A 16,496-nucleotide genomic window follows, 5' to 3' on the forward strand; every position below is an offset into this window, starting at 1 on the left:
GAAGTCAAATGCTGTTGGTCCACGACCAAAAGCTGTTGCTCTCAATGCTTCCGCTGGAGCGGTTTGGCTGATGGAACCACGTAAAACCTGCGAGAAATTTCGCTTGAATTTCTCCGCTGGCTGGTGTTGGCGATTGTGAGCCAAACCCAATATCTAGTGGTTCGCTGCGATAGGGATACAAGATAATGCGGTCTCGGGGGCTTTGCAAGGCGATCGCCTGTGGATAACTTGTGCGTACTTTGTGAGTGAAGGGTGGGTATTCGCTGTAGGCCTTATACCAAGAGGTTTGCACTATTTTTCTCTGCGTCGCCGCCCCGAGGCAGTTTTTTTCGGGCGCGAACCCTATCACAAAAAACGGTTCAGTCGAGGGGACCGTCCGGCGGCTTGGCAGTGCCCTGGGCAGCCCTTAGTATCCTGGGCAGATATTGCTCTTTGGTTAACGATCATCGTTGCTTGTGCTGGCCCCTTCGCGGGTAAACCCGCTCCTACAGGTACTGCGCCGTTCCCAGCGGGCGGTGATCATCCTGTAGGAGCGGGTTTACCCGCGAAGGGGCCAGCACCGGCAGTAGAACAACAAAAGGCACGAAGCCATGGCGCACCCCGCACCCCGCATCCTCATCGTCGAAGACGACCCTCGCCTGGCCGAACTCACCGCCGAATACCTGCAGGCCAACGCCTTCGATGTGGCCATCGAGCACGATGGCGCCCGCGCCGTGCGCCGGATCCTCGACAGCCAGCCCGACCTGGTGGTGCTCGACCTGATGCTTCCCGGCGAAGACGGTCTGAGCATCTGCCGGCGGGTCCGCGGCCAATACCCAGGCCCCATCCTCATGCTCACCGCCCGCAGCGACGAACTCGATCAGGTTCAGGGACTGGACCTGGGCGCCGACGACTACGTCTGCAAGCCGGTGCGCCCACGCCTGTTGCTGGCGCGCATCCAGGCCCTGCTGCGGCGCAGCGAGCCCGCCCAAGGCAAAGGCCAGGCTCTGGCCTTCGGTGCGCTGCGCATCGACAACCGCCTACGCGAGGCCTGGCTGGGCGAGCAACCGATCGAGCTGACCGGGGCTGAATTCGACCTGCTCTGGCTGCTGGCCAGCAACGCCGGCAAGGTGCTTTCGCGCGAGCAGATCTTCACCTCGCTGCGCGGCGTCGGCTATGACGGCCAGGACCGCTCCATCGACGTGAGGATCTCGCGCATTCGCCCCCGCATCGGCGACGATCCAGATCATCCGCGGCTGATCAAGACATTGCGCAGCAAAGGCTACCTGTTCGTCGGCGATGCCCCATGAACAACTCGATCTTCCTGCGCATCTATGGCGGCATGCTCGCCGTGCTGGTGCTGGTGGCGCTGTTGGGCGTGCTCAGCCTGCACCTGGTCAACGAGGTACGCGCTGCCCAACACCGCGAGCGCCTGGCCCAGGGCACTTTCAGCCTGATGGCCGACAACCTGGCGCAGCAGGATGACACCGAGCGCAAGCGCTCGCTGCTGATCTGGGAGCGCCTGCTCGGCGTGCCCCTGGCGCTGCAGCCGATGTCGGCGCGTAGTCTCGATGGCGTCCAGCGTGCGCGGCTGTATCGTGGCCTGGTGGTGGTGGAGCAGACCGGGCCGCATGCCGCGCAGGTGCTGCGCAAGGTCGGCCAGCAGGATCTGTTGCTGGTGGCGCAGATCAAGCAGGTGAGCGAGCAGTTGGCGCGCGCCACCCTGTACTTGCTGACCGACGAGCTGGTGCGTTACCCGGTGACCGAACAGCAGCAACGCCTGGCGGACATCCGCCAGAGCAAGGGTTTTGGTTTCGGCGTGGCCCTCCAGCGGTTGGAGCGGGTCGGTCTGGACGATGACCAGCGGCGCCGGGTGGAGGAGGGCGACACGGTCATGGCGTTGGGCCCGGACGGCGATGCCATTCGCGTGTTCGCGGGTGTTCCGGGCTCGCCCTGGGTGCTGGAGATCGGGCCGCTGCATCAACTCAATCCCTACCCACCGCAGTTGTTGATCCTCATCACCTTTCTCGGACTGTGTTTGATCGGCCTGGTGGTGTACTTGTTGGTACGCCAGTTGGAGCGGCGCGTGTCGGGCCTGGAAGTCGCCGCCACGCGGATTGCCCAAGGCAGCCTCGACACCCGCGTGCCGGCTGCCGATGCCGACTCGGTGGGGCGCCTGGCTGCGGCGTTCAACGGCATGGCCGAGCACCTGCAGCGCTCGTTGAACATGCAGCGCGAACTGGTGCGGGCGGTTTCCCACGAGTTGCGCACACCGGTGGCGCGGTTGCGCTTTGGCCTGGAGATGATCGAAAGCGCGCCGACCGAGCAAGCGCGGGCCAAGCACCTGGCCGGCATGGATGGCGATATCCAGGATCTCGACCGGCTGGTCGACGAGATGCTCACCTATGCCCGCCTGGAGCAAGGCGCGCCGGCACTTGAGTTCGAACGGGTCGACCTCGATGTGTTGTTCGACCGGGTGATCGACGAGCTGGCACCGCTGAATGTCGAGGTCCGGCTGCTGCGCGGCAGTTGCCAGGCCCAGGGCAGCGAGCCAGCCTGGGTCGAGGCCGAACCACGCTACCTGCACCGGGCCTTGCAGAACCTGGTGAGCAACGCCCTGCGCCACGCCCGCAGCGAAGTGCGCCTGAGCTACCAATTAGGCCAGCAACGCTGCCGGATTGACGTGGAGGACGATGGCCCGGGCATTCCCGAAGGGGTCTGGGATCGGATTTTCACCCCCTTCACCCGCCTCGACGACAGCCGCACCCGCGCCTCCGGTGGGCACGGCCTGGGTCTGTCGATCGTGCGGCGGATCATCTATTGGCACGCTGGCCGCGCCTCGGTGGGACGCAGTCCCGAGCTCGGTGGCGCCTGTTTCAGCCTCGATTGGCCCCGCGAGCAGGCGCCGCAGTAGGCCTAGACGCTGACCAGGCTGAGCAGATGGCCGTCGTGCAGGCTGAACTGGGCCTGCAACTCGGCGCCGTGGCGCCATTCGGTCGATAGGTCGGTGAGCAGGCGCAGGTGCGCCTGGCCGTCTGCGGACCACGCCAGCACCTCGGCATGTTCGAAGTAGAAGCGTTGTCGGGTCAGCGGATACAGCGCCTTGAACAGGCTCTCCTTGAGCGAGAAGGTGAGGGTGACGACCAGGCCCATCTGCTTGCGGTCCAGGCGCTCGACCTCCGCCGGGGTGAGGATTTCACCCAGCAGCCGCTCGGCACGATCGTCGTCCAGCAATGCCTCCTGGTCCAGGCCCAGGCCCCGGCAACTGCCGTCGGCGGCGACCACGGCGGCGGCCCAGCCCTTGCCATGGGTGATCGAGCCGTGGATACCCGTCGGCCAGATCGGCGAGCGGTCCTCGTGGGTGCCCGGCACGTAGTCGCGGCCATCCAGGCGCTGCAGGGCGGCGCGGGCGCAGACGCGACCGGCCAGGTACTCGGCCTGGCGCTTGGCCACCGAGCGTTGCAGGCTGGCGCTGGGGGTGATGCCGGCGCGCTGGAAGTCGTCGGCGGCCAGGTTTGCCGGATCGAAGGCACAACTGACCAGCACCGCGCCGGGCAGTGGCTGGGGCAATGGCCAATGATGCTGGAGCGGGGAACAGCAAGCGGGGAGTGTGTTCATGGCGGGTATTGTGCCAGCCAAACGGACAGCGTGGGAGTCACTGAAACCAGGTGGGAGCGGCCTTGTGTCGCGAGTGGGGCGCGCAGCGGCCCGGCACTGGCAGGGCGCTACTCATGTTCTGGGGCCGCTGCGCGCCCCAATCGCGACACAAGGCCGCTCCCACAATACAAATCCGCTCGCACCGTTTTGGCGTGGCCTGTCGGGCTCAGTCGAACGCCTTCTTGAAGAATGCCTGCATGTCCGCCCAGGACTTCTCGTCCGCTTCCTTGTTGTAGCCGATGTCCGGTCCGCCGTGCTTGCCATGGCGCAAACGGTCGGAATCCGGGTTGGTGAAGCCGTGCTTGGCTCCAGGCAGGCTGACGAACTCATAGTCGGCCTTGGCTGCATCCATCTCTGCCTTGAACGCTGCGACCTGTTGTTCGGGCACCATGCTGTCGGCTGCGCCATGCTCCACCAGGATTTTTGCCCGCACTACGCCAGGCTTGGCCGGCGACTGAGTGGCCAGTGGCCCATGGAAACTCACCACGCCGTCGAGCTTGTCCCCACGCCGCGCGGCATCGAGCACGACCTTGCCGCCAAAGCAGTAGCCCACCGCGCCCAGCTGATGCTTGTTGATGTTCGGTTGCAGCTTGAGCAGCTCCAGCCCTGCTTCGAAGCGCTTGGCCGCTGCCTGCGGATCCTTGGTCGCTTCCATCATGAACGCCTTGGCATCGGCAGGGTGCTCGGTGTTCTTGCCGTCACCGTACATGTCGATGGCCAGCGCGTTGTAGCCGAGCGCGGCGAGATCGCGGGCGCGGCGCTTGGCGTAGTCGTTCAGCCCCCACCATTCATGCACCACGACGATGCCGGGGCGCTTGCCCTCCACGGCGTCGTCGTAGGCGTAGTAGCCGATCAGGGCATTGCCGTCGGCGTCCTGGTAGCGGATTTCGCGGGTCTGCACCGCCGCCTGGGCGAGCGTGGCGAGGCACATCAGGGTCAGGGCCAGCAGGGCACGCATGTTTACGCTCCATGTTCGGGAAAAGTCGGCGTTCAAGTCGTTCAGCCAAGGTTCAGCCAGGGTTCAGCCACGGTTCAGGGGGCCTTCCTTACTCTAGCTTCACACACAGGCAACGCCCACTACGGAGTGTCAAACCATGAAAACCCTTCCTTCCCTGATCGCCGCCCTGGCCGTTTGCGCCGCAGGTATCACCACTGTCCAGGCCGCCGACGAAAACTTCGCCAGCGTGACCTACGGCCAGACCAGCGACAAAGTGAAGAAATCCGGGCTGCTGCAGCGCAACACCGACCACCTCAATGCCGACGGTATCATCGGCAAGGACGATACCTGGGGCGTGCGGGTCGGTAAGATCAACGAAGAACGCCGCTACTACATGACCTACGACAACGTCTCCGGCGACCACAGCGGACTTAAGCTGCGCCAGGAAAACCTGCTCGGCAGCTACGATATGTTCTTGCCGGTTGGCGACACCACCAAACTGTTCGGCGGCGGTTCCGCCGGTCTCACCAAGATGACCCAGGACTCGCCCGGCATGAGCCGCGACAAGGACTACGGTTATGCGGTGGGCCTGCAGGCCGGCGTGATCCAGGAACTCACCGACAAAGCCTCGGTCGAGCTGGGCTATCGTTACCTGCGCACCAACGCCGCCACCGAAGTGGGCGAGCATGGCGGGCCCAAGGCTGGCACCCTGCGCTTGCACAGCAGCGCGCAGACCTACCTGTCGGCCAACTACAAGTTCTGACTCGATTCACAGGGTAACCTGTACAGGCCCTATCGCCGGCTTGCCGGCAATAGGGCCTCAGATCTGCTACCAAACAAGGAGCCGCACATGAAACTGCTGGTGGTCGAGGACGAAGCCCTGCTACGCCATCACCTCTACACCCGCCTGGGCGAAAGCGGCCACGTGGTCCAGGCCGTGGGTGACGCCGAGGAAGCGTTGTACCAGGCCGAGCAGTACCATTTCGACCTGGCCGTGATCGACCTGGGCCTGCCCGGCATGAGTGGCCTGGAATTGATCGGCCGACTGCGCAGCCAGGACAAGACCTTCCCCATCCTCATCCTCACTGCCCGCGGCAACTGGCAGGACAAGGTCGAAGGCCTGGCCGCCGGCGCCGACGACTACCTGGTCAAGCCCTTCCAGTTCGAAGAGCTGGAGGCGCGCCTGAACGCCCTGTTGCGCCGCTCCAGCGGCTTCACCCAATCGACCATCGCCGCCGGCCCCCTGGTACTGGACCTCAACCGCAAGCAGGCGACCCTGGAAGAGCAACCGCTGGCGCTGACCGCCTACGAATACCGCATCCTCGAATACCTCATGCGTCATCACCAGCAGGTGGTGGCCAAGGATCGCCTGATGGAGCAGCTCTACCCCGACGACGAGGAGCGTGATCCCAATGTCATAGAGGTGCTGGTCGGCCGCCTGCGGCGCAAGCTTGAGGGCGAGCATGGCTTCAAGCCGATCGACACCGTGCGTGGCCTGGGCTACCTGTTCACCGAGCGCTGCCGATGATCCGCTCGCTGCGGGTACGCCTGATGCTGGCCGGCACCGTGCTGGCCTTGCTGTTCATGCTGGCCATGCTGCCGGCCCTGCAGAAGGCCTTCAGCCTGGCCTTGCAGGAGTCGATCGAGCAGCGCCTGGCCTCGGACGTGACCACCTTGATCTCCGCGGCGCGCATCGAGCAGGCCCATCTGCAGATGCCCGACACACTGCCGGACGAGCGCTACAACCTGCCGTACACCGGCCTGCTCGGCTACATCTTCGACCGTGACGGGCAACTGGTGTGGCGTTCCAAGGCCACCGTCGACAAGCACATCAACTACCGCCCCCGCTACGATGGGCGCGGCAACGAGTTCGCCCGTATTCACCAGGACGATGGCGAGGAATTCTTCGTCTATGACGTCGAGGTCAAGCTGCTCGGCGGGCAAAGCGCGGCCTACAGCATCGTCGCCCTGCAGCCGGTGCGGGAGTACGAACACACCCTCGATGGCCTGCGCGAAGACCTCTACCTGGGCTTTGGCGCGGCCTTGCTGACCTTGCTGGCGCTGCTCTGGGCCGGCCTGACCTGGGCGCTGCGTTCGTTGCGCCGGCTCAGCCTGGAACTGGACGAGGTCGAGACCGGGGCCCGCGACGGGCTGAGCCGCGAGCACCCGCGTGAATTGCTACGTCTTACCGGTTCGCTGAACCGCCTGCTGCGCAGTGAGCGCGAACAGCGCCAGCGCTACCGGGACTCGCTTGGCGACCTGGCGCACAGCCTGAAAACCCCCCTTGCAGTGTTGCAAGGGGTGGGTGAAAGCATGGTCCAGCGCAACGGCGAACGCGAGCAGGCACGGGTACTGCAGACCCAGATCGAGCGCATGAGCCAACAGATCGATTACCAACTCCAGCGCGCCAGCTTGCGCAAAAGCGGGTTGGTGCGTCATTCGGTGCAATTGCGACCCGTGCTGGACAGCCTGTGCAGCACGCTGACCAAGGTCTACCGTGACAAGCAGGTGCGGGTGGATATCGAGGTGCCGCAGCAGGCCCAGGTGCCGATGGAGCAGGGCGCGTTGCTGGAATTGCTCGGTAACCTTCTGGAAAACGCCTATCGACTGTGCCTGGGGCAGGTCCGCGTGAGCCTGGAACAAGCGCCGGGCCGGATGGTGCTGGCGGTGGAGGATGACGGGCCAGGCGTGCCGGTCGACCAACGCGAGCGGATTCTCGAGCGCGGCGAGCGGCTGGACCGGCAGCATCCGGGGCAGGGTATCGGCCTGGCGGTGGTCAAGGACATCGTCGAGAGCTACGACGCCCAGTTGAGCCTGGAGGATTCGCCGCTGGGTGGGGCGGCTTTCCGCATCACCTTTCATCTGGATTGATGCGTAGCCTGTGCCGGCCCTTTCGCCGGTACAGGCTGAACACCTGCCAGGCGGATTCCCGCCAGCCCCCCTGTACAAATCCCGCCATCGGGCGGAAATCCGCCATCATTCCTCAAGCAAATCGCCCCGTCCCAGGGCATTTTTCCCTTGTAAACACGGCCTCTGCACCCTCGCTGGGCATTTTGGCATCGCCCTTGCTATCAGTCTGGACAGAGGCCTGCGAAGGCAGCTCGAACACAACGACAAATCTCCCCAGGTGCAGGGGGGTTAGCGATTCAGGTGCCGCCACCCTGGGAAGGGTGAACCCGGCACACTTGAGGAAAAATTAGCCATGACGACTCGTCAGCCGCTGTACAAATCCCTGTATGTCCAGGTGTTGGTCGCCATCACCATCGGCATCCTGCTTGGCCACTTCTACCCCGAAACCGGCGTCGCCCTGAAACCGCTGGGTGATGGTTTCGTCAAACTGATCAAGATGGTCATCGCGCCCATCATCTTCTGTACCGTGGTCAGCGGCATCGCTGGCATGCAGAGCATGAAGTCGGTCGGCAAGACCGGCGGCTACGCGCTGCTGTACTTCGAAATCGTCTCCACCGTCGCCCTGATCATCGGCCTGGTCGTGGTCAACGTGGTCCAGCCGGGCGCCGGCATGCACATCGACGTCAGCACCCTGAACGCCAGCAGCGTGGCCGCCTATGCCGCCGCCGGCGCGCAGCAGACCACCGTCGGCTTCCTGCTCAACGTCATCCCCAACACCGTGGTCGGCGCCTTCGCCAACGGCGACATCCTGCAAGTGCTGATGTTCTCGGTGCTGTTCGGCTTCGCCCTGCACCGCCTGGGCAGCTACGGCAAGCCGGTGCTGGACCTGATCGACCGCTTCGCCCATGTCATGTTCAACATCATCAACATGATCATGAAGCTGGCCCCGGTCGGTGCCTTCGGTGCCATGGCCTTCACCATCGGCCAGTACGGCGTGGGTTCGCTGGTGCAACTGGGCTACCTGATGGCCTGCTTCTACATCACCTGCCTGCTGTTCGTGCTGGTGGTGCTGGGCGGTATCTGCCGTGCCCACGGCTTCAGCGTACTCAAGCTGATCCGCTACATCCGTGAAGAACTGCTGATCGTACTGGGTACGTCCTCGTCGGAATCGGCCCTGCCGCGCATGCTGGCCAAGATGGAGCGCCTGGGCGCGAAGAAATCGGTGGTTGGCCTGGTGATCCCGACCGGCTACTCGTTCAACCTCGACGGTACCTCGATCTACCTGACCATGGCTGCGGTGTTCATCGCCCAGGCCACCGACACGCACATGGACATCACCCACCAGATCACCCTGCTGCTGGTGCTGCTGGTCGCGTCCAAAGGTGCTGCCGGCGTAACCGGTTCGGGCTTCATCGTGCTGGCCGCCACCCTGTCGGCCGTCGGCCACCTGCCGGTTGCCGGCCTGGCGCTGATCCTCGGCATCGACCGCTTCATGTCCGAAGCCCGCGCCCTGACCAACCTGGTCGGCAACGCCGTCGCCACCGTGGTGGTGGCCAAGTGGGTGAAAGAGATGGACAACGACAAGCTGGCCTCGGAGCTGGCTTCCGGTGGCGCGCCGCTGGAGCTGAATGCACCGACCGATGACCTGGGTGTCGCCGAGACTCCGGTTCGCTGATCGTGATGCTGCAATGAACAAGGCGACCCTCGGGTCGCCTTTTTCATGCCTGTGAATCTTGCAGAGGCCCGATCACTCGAAGCGGGTCTCACCGCTGTACACCAATATCTCCCGACACCGCCGGCACAGGTAGCGGCGCCCCTGGCGCACCAGCTTGTGGCGCTGCGCGGTGAACGGGAAATCGCTCTCCGGGCACGGGCAGCGATAGATGTAGCGGGTCACCACGCGCCGCTGCACTTCATAGTTGTGGCAGCGGTTGGGCGGCAGTTCGTAGACGCCGCGCATGATCAGTTGCCATTCCTCGCCATGGGCCTGGATACGGTCGCCGAACAGTTGGTGGGCGACCAGGTGCGCCACTTCGTGGGCAACCGTCTGGCGCAGGAAGTCTTCCTGGTTTTCGCGGTACAGCTGCAGGTTGAAGCGCAGCAGGTTTTCGTGCAGGTGGGCGACGCCGGCCTTCTGGCCGCGCAGCTTGAAGCTGATTTCCGGGCGCGGGAAGGGGCGTTTGAAGAAGGTTTCGGCTTGTTGGTAACAGGTTTCGACGCGTTGCTTGAGCAGCTCGGGCATGGCAGGGTGGTTCTCCTCGAACGGCAATTATGCCGCAAGCCCCTTCAACCTGCCGAGCCGCTTGTCAGCGCACAGGCAAAGGCCGCTTTGCAGCGGCCCCTGGCTTGATGCTCCGGTGTCGGTCGATCTGTTCTGATGTGCAGCTAGTTGGTGTAGACGGGCCCCACGCCCAGTCCCCAGATGATCACGGTCGCGGCCATGATCGCCACCAGTACCACCAGCCCCACTGCCAGCACGGAGCTTGAGAACAGGAAGCCTTCATCCGATGGAATGTTCATGAAGGTCGGCAAGCCGACATACAACAGGTAGACGGTGTAGCAGATGGCCGCAGTACCGACCATCATGCCCAGCCACAGGTGCGGGTACAGCGCCGCCAGGCCGCCGAGAAACAGCGGGGTGGCGGTGTAGGTGGCGAAGGCGACGCATTGGGCCATGGACGGGGTTGCGTCGTAGGTGCGCGCCATCCAGTGGATGAACGCCCCCATCACCGCTACCCCGGCGAGCATCGCCAGGTAGGACATGATGCTCATCCATAGCGCGCTTTCCATGGTCAGCATCACCGCTGGCCGACCGCCGATCACCCAGCCGACCTGGGTTGTGCCGATAAACGCCGAAACGGCAGGGATCGCCGCCAAAATCAAAGTATGGGTCAGGTACATGTGGCTGATGCTTTCTTCCTCGCCACGGATTTCCCGCCACTCCTGATCCGGATGGGTAAACAGCCCCACTACGTGATGAATCATGCCGGTCACTCCTCTCAGTGTTGCCAATCGCCCCCCACATGGAGCGCAAGCGGCCCGAGGCCAGGACACCGATGCAAGCGGTAATGTGGCCTTATGACGCAGTATAGGAAGCCGTACCCTGCACAAACCCGGCTTTTTAGAGCAAATTGCGCTGTCAATGCCCGGGCTGATTCCCTTGAAGTCTTTGACGGAATGCCTACAGCATCGCGCCGTTTGTGCGTAAAATACCCGCCTTTTGTCACACCTCGCGGATCCAAGCGCTATGGGCACCCTCTCGGTCAACCAGAACAAACTGCAAAAACGCCTGCGTCGTCTCGCCGGCGAAGCCATCACCGACTACAACATGATCGAGGATGGCGACAAGGTCATGGTCTGCCTGTCCGGCGGCAAGGACAGCTACACCATGCTCGACGTTCTGTTGCACCTGCAGAAGGTGGCGCCGATCACGTTCGACATCGTCGCGGTGAACATGGACCAGAAGCAGCCGGGCTTCCCCGAGCACGTGCTGCCGGCGTACCTGAAGGAACTGGGTGTCGAGTATCACATCGTCGAGAAGGACACCTACTCGGTAGTCAAGGAACTGGTGCCAGAGGGCAAGACCACCTGCTCGCTGTGCTCGCGCCTGCGTCGCGGCACCCTGTACACCTTCGCCGACGAGATCGGCGCGACCAAGATGGCGCTTGGGCACCACCGCGACGACATCGTCGAGACCTTCTTCCTCAACATGTTCTTCAACGGTTCGCTCAAGGGCATGCCGCCGAAGCTGCGTGCCGACGATGGTCGCAACGTGGTGATCCGCCCGCTGGCGTACTGCAGCGAGAAGGACATCCAGGCCTACTCGGACATGAAGGAATTCCCGATCATCCCGTGCAACCTCTGCGGCTCGCAGGAAAACCTGCAGCGCCAGGTGGTCAAGGACATGCTGGTGGAGTGGGAGCGCAAGCACCCGGGGCGTACCGAAAGCATCTTCCGCGCCCTGCAGAACGTGGCGCCGTCGCAGCTCGCCGACCGCAACCTGTTCGACTTCACCAGCCTGAAGATCGACGAGAGCGCCACCCCGCGCTTCCTCGACGTGCTGAACATCTGAGCCCATGCGCGATTACCAGTGGCTGCATGAATACTGCCTGAACCGCTTCGGCTCGGCCCAGGCCCTCGAGGCCTTCCTGCCGCAGCCGCACACTCCGGCGCAGTTGCGCGACATCAGCGATGATCGCTACCTGTCGACCCTGGCCCGGCGCGTGTTCCGCGCCGGGCTCAAGCACAGCCTGGTGGATGCCAAGTGGCCGGCGTTCGAGCAGGTGTTCTTTGGCTTCGATCCGGAGAAAGTGGTGTTGATGGGCGCCGAGCACCTGGAGAGGTTGATGCAGGACGAGCGCATCATCCGCCACCTGGGCAAGCTCAAGAGCGTACCGCGCAATGCCCAGATGATCCTCGACGTGACCAGGCAGAAGGGCAGCTTCGGCGCGTTCATCGCCGACTGGCCGGTGACCGATATCGTCGGCCTGTGGAAGTACCTGGCCAAGCATGGCAACCAGCTGGGTGGATTGTCGGCGCCGCGTTTCCTGCGCATGGTCGGCAAGGATACGTTCATCCCTACCGAGGACATGGCGGCGGCGTTGATTGCACAGAAGGTGATCGACAAGCAGCCGACCAGTCAGCGCGACCTGGCCCTGGTGCAGCAAGCGTTCAACCAGTGGCACGAGCAAAGCGGACGACCGCTGTGCCAGTTGTCGGTGATGCTGGCGCATACCGTCAACCATTGAGTCCTGTGGCGTCCTCTTCGCGGGCAAGTCGCGGCGCCGAACCGCCGCTCCCACTGTGACTCCACAAGGTTCAATGGCGGTGCAAATCCTGTGGGAGCGGCGGCTCGGCGCCCCGACTCGCCCGCGAAGAAACTAACGCCCTTCGCCCGCCACGCGCCGTTCGAACTGAAACTTCCAGCGCGTGTACAGCAGCCCGCTGACGAACAACCCCAGGCTGACCAGCACCTCGACCCAGCCGAACACCGCCCGAGCCGGGTCGAACGCCGCCAGCACGCCCTTGATGAAGTAGATGTTCACCACGAAGCAGGTCCAGGCATGTGCCCGGGCACTGCCCAGCAGCATCCCGGGTAGCAGCAACAGCAAGGGCACCAGCTCGATCGCCAGGATCACCTCGACCCGTGCACCGTGCAGGTTGGCGAACCACAGGTTGTTCACCACCAGCAGGGCGACCAGACCGAGGAAAAATGCCAGGCTCAGCGCCCGGGTCAGGCGCAGGCGCGGCACCAGCCACTGCAGTGTCGGCAACACCTTGGGCTTTCTAGCCACGTTGGGCCTCCAGGGCCTTGGCAGTGCTGGCAAGGCGTTGGCCAAGGGCGCGGCACAGGGCGATCTCGTGCGGGTCGAGTTCGCGTTTGCCGTCGGCGCCGGCATGATGGCTGGCGCCATACGGGGTGCCACCGCCGCGGGTCTCGAGCAAGGCCGACTCGCTGTACGGCAGGCCCATCACCAGCATGCCGTGGTGCATCAGCGGCAGCATCATCGACAGCAGGGTGGTTTCCTGGCCGCCGTGCAGGCTGGCGGTGGAGGTGAATACCCCGGCCGGCTTGCCCACCAGCTCACCACCCAGCCACAGGCTGCTGGTGCCATCGAGGAAGTACTTGAGCGGCGCGGCCATGTTGCCGAAGCGAGTCGGGCTGCCCAGCACCAGGCCGGCGCAGTGGCGCAAATCGTCGAGGGTGGCGTACAGCGCGCCGCTGGCCGGGATGTCCGGCGCGACCGCTTCGCACTCGGTGGAAATCGCCGGCACGGTGCGCAGGCGCGCTTCCAGGCCGGCCATTTCGACGCCGCGGGCGATGTGCCGGGCCATTTCGCTGGTCGAGCCGTGACGGCTGTAATACAGCACCAGGATGTACGGCTCGCTCATGGCAGAAGCTCCAGGACTTTCTCCGGCGGACGACCGATCACGGCCTTGTCACCGGCCACCAGGATGGGGCGCTCGATGAGCTTGGGGTGTTCGACCATGGCAGCGATCAGTTGCGCATCGCTCAGCGCCGGGTCGGCTAGGTTCAGTGCCTTGTATTCGTCTTCGCCGGTGCGCAGCAACTGGCGCGCAGCGATGCCCAGCTTACCGAGCAGCGCCTTGAGGGTGGCGGCGTCGGGTGGGGTATCGAGATAACGCACGATGGTCGGCGCCAGGCCACGGGCTTCGAGCAGTTCCAGGGCGCCGCGGGATTTGGAGCAGCGCGGGTTATGATAGAGCGTAAGGTCGGTCATGTCGGTTCGCATCCAGCGGGGTGTGGCGGCTATTCTAACCATTGCGACTGACCCTTTCGCTTGAAACTTCGAGAAGGATTGACCCATGGCAAGGCGTTTGGCAGCAGTATTGGCCATCACCGCGAGCCTGTTGCTCGGTGGTTGCGGTGCCGACTACGGCGTGGACCAGCACGGCAACACGGTAAAGGCCGAACAGATCGACGGGCACTGGCTGGTGCTCAACTACTGGGCGGAATGGTGCGGCCCGTGCCGGACCGAAATTCCCGAACTGAACACCGCAGCCAAGCAGTGGGAGGGGCAGGGCATCAAGGTGGTGGGGGTGAACTTCGATGGCTTGCAGGGCCAGGACCTGAAACAGGCTGCCGACACCCTGGGCATCGGCTTCACCGTGCTCGCCCAGGACCCGGCCGAGCGCTACGACCTGCCGCGCAGCGAGGCGCTGCCGGTGACCTACATCATCGATGACAAGGGCAAGGTGCGTGAGCAACTGATGGGCGAGCAGACCCTGGAAGGGCTGCAGGCGAAGATCAAGGCACTCAAAGGCGCCTGATCTCGTGGGCCTGAGGGATTGGACTAACCTCCGCGCAGCCTCAGTACCAACTCAAGAGTCGACTCTCTCTGAATGTTGTAATCAAAGAGAGTCCTTCCATCTTCAAGCTGCTTATCAGCATAAATGAGCCGCTGCTGATCTGGCGGAATGCCTTCTTGGTCCTCGATTTTCGCCTTGACGTCCTCAACCTTGTCACCAGGCTCGACTTCAACTGTGAAGGTCTTACCGGTGAGTGTCGACACGAAGATCTTCATGTCAGTGCACCTATCGATGAATGAGCAACAACTATCAACCTGCTGTTGCTCTCCAGCAACTGGCAAAACTGTCAGGTATTCCTTGGCTTGATCGCGGTGTCAGCCCATTGCCGAGCTTGCATGATCGGCCACGTTCAAGCGAGCGGCTCAGCCTTCCTCAGGCCAGAACCGCAACGGCTTGCCCTCGGCCGGCCAGAAACGCAGCTGCTCGACTGGCGACACATCCCAGCGCTGCACCGTCTCCAACGCCTGGAGGAAGCGCGCTTCCTGTTCCATCAACGCTGGGGCGCAGAGCTTGCGGGTCTTGCCGACCTTGCCGAAGCTCAGGTGCTCGCCGTCCAGGGTGTAGGGCGCGAACCAGTGGTTGCAGCCGGCATTGCCGTACGCCCGGCCATCGCTGGCCAAGGTCAGGGTCAGGTGGCTGTAGTCGATCAACGGCCGTTCGCCGATCCACTCCAGCACATAGCTGCGCTCCTGCTGCAGCTTGGAGGGTTCAGCCGCGCAGCCTAGCAGGCCGGTGGCGATCAGCACGCCGGTCAGCACATTCTTCACTCGGCGCTCTCCTGGCAACGCGGGCATAGGTGCTTCTCGCCCTGGCTGGCCCAGCCCAGTTCGGCGATGCGTGCGGTCGCGGCCGGCTGGCGGGCTTTTTTCCCGAGCTTGGCGTCGACGGCGAACTCGAAGTCCAGCAGCGCCTCGCAGCGGTCACAGGCGACCTGCCAGTTGAGGATCTCCAGTTCGTTGAACACAGGGCCCGTGGCCACGGCGACCCACTGACCGCGTGGGTTGATCAGGTGGCGCACGCTTTCCACGGTCAGGCGCATGGCCAGGTCCTTGCTGCCCTTGAGGGTGACCAGCAGGACGTCGCCCTTGTGCATCGAGCCGCCATTGCCGGTGACCTGGTAGCGGCCCGGCACCAGTGCACGGCACTCGATCAGGGTGTGTTGCGGGTTGAAGAGGGTGTAACGGAAATCGTGCTCGACCATGGGTCCTCCAGAAATGCCGCGTATCCTAGCATCAACCCGTGACCAGATTCTGCGGATTACCCGCCGCCCAGCGGATGATGTTGTCGAGCGTGGTGGCGGCGATCGCGTCCAGCGCTTCGCGGGTGAGAAACGCCTGGTGCGCGGTGACGATCACATTGGGGAAGGTCAGCAGCCGGGCCAGGACATCGTCCTGCAGGGGCAGGTCCGAGCGGTCCTCGAAAAACAACTGCGCTTCCTCTTCATAGACATCCAGGCCGAGGTAGCCAAGCTGACCGCTTTTCAGCGCGTCGATCAGTGCCGGCGTGTCGACCAGCGCGCCACGCCCGGTGTTGATCAACATCGCGCCAGGCTGCAGCTCGGCCAGGCTGCGGGCGTTGATCAGGTGCTTGGTCTGCTCGGTCAGCGGGCAGTGCAGGCTGATGATCCTGGACTGGCGCAGCAGCTCGGGCAGTTCCAGGTAACGCGCGCCGAGGGCCAGCAGCTCGGGATTGGGGTAGGGGTCGTAGGCCTGCAACTGGCAGCCGAAGCCGGCCATGATGCGGGCGAAGGCCACGCCGATCTGGCCGGTGCCGACCACGCCCACGGTCTTGCCATGCAGGTCGAAGCCGGTCAGCCCGTGCAGGGTGAAGTCGCCTTCGCGGGTGCGGTTGTAGGCGCGGTGCAGGCGCCGGTTCAGGGCCAGGATCAGCGCCACGGCGTGTTCGGCCACGGCGTGTGGCGAGTAGGCTGGCACCCGCACCACGGCCAGGCCCAGGCGCTGCGCGGCCACCAGGTCGACATGGTTGTAGCCGGCCGAGCGCAGGGCGATCAGCTGGGTGCCACCGGCGGCCAGGCGTTCCAGTACCGGCGCGTCCAGTTCGTCGTTGATGAAGGCGCACACCACCTCGTAGCCTTGGGCCAGGGCGGCGGTGTCGAGGGTCAGGCGGGCCGATTGGAAGTGCAGGTCCAGGGCGCGGTCGCTGGCGGCCTGGGTGAAGGTTTCCTGGTCGTAGTGCTGGCTGCTGAACAACAGGGCGCGCATGGTGAAACTCCTCGAGCATG

At 64.1% G+C, this 16,496-nt stretch carries 20 protein-coding genes; 9 read left to right on the top strand and 11 right to left on the bottom strand.

Going from position 1 to position 16,496, the window contains the following annotated elements; genetic code table 11:
- Positions 1–590: 590 nt before the first annotated feature.
- The gene (locus E6B08_RS06890; protein WP_136913336.1) at positions 591–1,289 is read left to right on the top strand and encodes a response regulator transcription factor; all 699 of its coding nucleotides are present in this window, start codon (positions 591–593) and stop codon (positions 1,287–1,289) included.
- Positions 1,286–2,893 carry an ATP-binding protein gene (locus E6B08_RS06895; RefSeq protein ID WP_136913337.1) on the top strand — a complete coding sequence of 536 codons (1,608 nt, stop codon included), beginning with the start codon at positions 1,286–1,288 and terminating at the stop codon, positions 2,891–2,893. The genes E6B08_RS06890 and E6B08_RS06895 overlap by 4 nt, the downstream gene beginning before the upstream one ends.
- Positions 2,894–2,895: 2 nt before the next feature.
- Here E6B08_RS06895 and E6B08_RS06900 read toward each other — a convergent pair whose 3' ends face one another.
- Both E6B08_RS06900 and E6B08_RS06905 read right to left on the bottom strand, forming a co-directional pair.
- Positions 2,896–3,597 (bottom strand): 4'-phosphopantetheinyl transferase family protein, encoded by a 702-nt coding sequence (locus E6B08_RS06900; protein ID WP_136913338.1) that lies wholly within the window; start codon positions 3,595–3,597, stop codon positions 2,896–2,898.
- 205 nt (positions 3,598–3,802) lie between these two features.
- Positions 3,803–4,594 (bottom strand): dienelactone hydrolase family protein, encoded by a 792-nt coding sequence (locus E6B08_RS06905; protein WP_136913339.1) that lies wholly within the window; start codon positions 4,592–4,594, stop codon positions 3,803–3,805.
- 136 nt (positions 4,595–4,730) lie between these two features.
- Here E6B08_RS06905 and E6B08_RS06910 point away from each other — a divergent pair, with 136 nt between their 5' ends.
- The 4 genes from E6B08_RS06910 to E6B08_RS06925 all read left to right on the top strand — a co-directional run bounded on the left by E6B08_RS06910 (position 4,731) and on the right by E6B08_RS06925 (position 9,098).
- Positions 4,731–5,336: an outer membrane beta-barrel protein gene (locus tag E6B08_RS06910; RefSeq protein WP_136913340.1), complete on the top strand. Its 606-nt coding sequence runs from the start codon at positions 4,731–4,733 to the stop codon at positions 5,334–5,336.
- 87 nt (positions 5,337–5,423) lie between these two features.
- On the top strand, positions 5,424–6,101 hold the full coding sequence (locus tag E6B08_RS06915) for a response regulator (RefSeq protein ID WP_136913341.1): 678 nt from the start codon (positions 5,424–5,426) through the stop codon (positions 6,099–6,101).
- Positions 6,098–7,444, top strand: coding sequence for an ATP-binding protein (locus E6B08_RS06920; RefSeq protein WP_136913342.1), 1,347 nt, complete (start codon positions 6,098–6,100; stop codon positions 7,442–7,444). Before E6B08_RS06915 ends, E6B08_RS06920 begins: the two co-directional genes overlap by 4 nt.
- Before the next feature lie 331 nt (positions 7,445–7,775).
- Positions 7,776–9,098: a dicarboxylate/amino acid:cation symporter gene (locus E6B08_RS06925; protein WP_136913343.1), complete on the top strand. Its 1,323-nt coding sequence runs from the start codon at positions 7,776–7,778 to the stop codon at positions 9,096–9,098.
- A 72-nt stretch (positions 9,099–9,170) separates the two neighbouring features.
- Here E6B08_RS06925 and E6B08_RS06930 read toward each other — a convergent pair whose 3' ends face one another.
- Both E6B08_RS06930 and E6B08_RS06935 read right to left on the bottom strand, forming a co-directional pair.
- Positions 9,171–9,665 carry a SprT family zinc-dependent metalloprotease gene (locus tag E6B08_RS06930; RefSeq protein WP_136913344.1) on the bottom strand — a complete coding sequence of 165 codons (495 nt, stop codon included), beginning with the start codon at positions 9,663–9,665 and terminating at the stop codon, positions 9,171–9,173.
- A 143-nt stretch (positions 9,666–9,808) separates the two neighbouring features.
- Complete coding sequence (locus E6B08_RS06935; protein ID WP_136913345.1) at positions 9,809–10,408, bottom strand: Yip1 family protein; 600 nt, start codon at positions 10,406–10,408, stop codon at positions 9,809–9,811.
- A gap of 262 nt (positions 10,409–10,670) precedes the next feature.
- Between E6B08_RS06935 and ttcA the strand changes: the two genes are divergently transcribed.
- Positions 10,671–11,495 carry a tRNA 2-thiocytidine(32) synthetase TtcA gene (gene ttcA, locus E6B08_RS06940; protein ID WP_136913346.1) on the top strand — a complete coding sequence of 275 codons (825 nt, stop codon included), beginning with the start codon at positions 10,671–10,673 and terminating at the stop codon, positions 11,493–11,495.
- A gap of 4 nt (positions 11,496–11,499) precedes the next feature.
- On the top strand, positions 11,500–12,171 hold the full coding sequence (locus E6B08_RS06945) for a DNA-3-methyladenine glycosylase I (RefSeq protein ID WP_136913347.1): 672 nt from the start codon (positions 11,500–11,502) through the stop codon (positions 12,169–12,171).
- Between the two features lie 132 nt (positions 12,172–12,303).
- On the opposite strand, the gene E6B08_RS06950 is transcribed toward E6B08_RS06945, so the two are convergent.
- The 3 genes from E6B08_RS06950 to arsC are packed head-to-tail and all read right to left on the bottom strand — an operon-like array spanning position 12,304 to position 13,665.
- Complete coding sequence (locus E6B08_RS06950) at positions 12,304–12,717, bottom strand: DUF2069 domain-containing protein (protein ID WP_136913348.1); 414 nt, start codon at positions 12,715–12,717, stop codon at positions 12,304–12,306.
- On the bottom strand, positions 12,710–13,315 hold the full coding sequence (wrbA, locus tag E6B08_RS06955; protein ID WP_136913349.1) for an NAD(P)H:quinone oxidoreductase: 606 nt from the start codon (positions 13,313–13,315) through the stop codon (positions 12,710–12,712). Before wrbA ends, E6B08_RS06950 begins: the two co-directional genes overlap by 8 nt.
- Positions 13,312–13,665 carry an arsenate reductase (glutaredoxin) gene (gene arsC / locus E6B08_RS06960; protein WP_136913350.1) on the bottom strand — a complete coding sequence of 118 codons (354 nt, stop codon included), beginning with the start codon at positions 13,663–13,665 and terminating at the stop codon, positions 13,312–13,314. The genes wrbA and arsC overlap by 4 nt, the downstream gene beginning before the upstream one ends.
- Positions 13,666–13,750: 85 nt before the next feature.
- Between arsC and E6B08_RS06965 the strand changes: the two genes are divergently transcribed.
- Positions 13,751–14,215 (top strand): TlpA disulfide reductase family protein, encoded by a 465-nt coding sequence (locus E6B08_RS06965; RefSeq protein ID WP_133331749.1) that lies wholly within the window; start codon positions 13,751–13,753, stop codon positions 14,213–14,215.
- Between the two features lie 23 nt (positions 14,216–14,238).
- On the opposite strand, the gene E6B08_RS06970 is transcribed toward E6B08_RS06965, so the two are convergent.
- From E6B08_RS06970 to E6B08_RS06985, 4 genes are all read right to left on the bottom strand, one after another.
- Complete coding sequence (locus tag E6B08_RS06970) at positions 14,239–14,469, bottom strand: ubiquitin-like protein (RefSeq protein ID WP_136913351.1); 231 nt, start codon at positions 14,467–14,469, stop codon at positions 14,239–14,241.
- 147 nt (positions 14,470–14,616) lie between these two features.
- Positions 14,617–15,021, bottom strand: a complete 405-nt coding sequence (locus E6B08_RS06975) for an META domain-containing protein (RefSeq protein WP_136913352.1) — start codon at positions 15,019–15,021, stop codon at positions 14,617–14,619.
- Entirely contained in the window at positions 15,018–15,455 is a 438-nt protein-coding gene (locus E6B08_RS06980) for a hypothetical protein (RefSeq protein WP_136913353.1), read from the bottom strand. The genes E6B08_RS06975 and E6B08_RS06980 overlap by 4 nt, the downstream gene beginning before the upstream one ends.
- A 31-nt stretch (positions 15,456–15,486) precedes the next feature.
- Positions 15,487–16,476: a 2-hydroxyacid dehydrogenase gene (locus E6B08_RS06985; protein ID WP_136913354.1), complete on the bottom strand. Its 990-nt coding sequence runs from the start codon at positions 16,474–16,476 to the stop codon at positions 15,487–15,489.
- Positions 16,477–16,496: the final 20 nt, after the last annotated feature.

This window comes from Pseudomonas putida (assembly GCF_005080685.1).
GTDB classification, from domain to species: Bacteria; Pseudomonadota; Gammaproteobacteria; order Pseudomonadales; family Pseudomonadaceae; genus Aquipseudomonas; species Aquipseudomonas putida_V.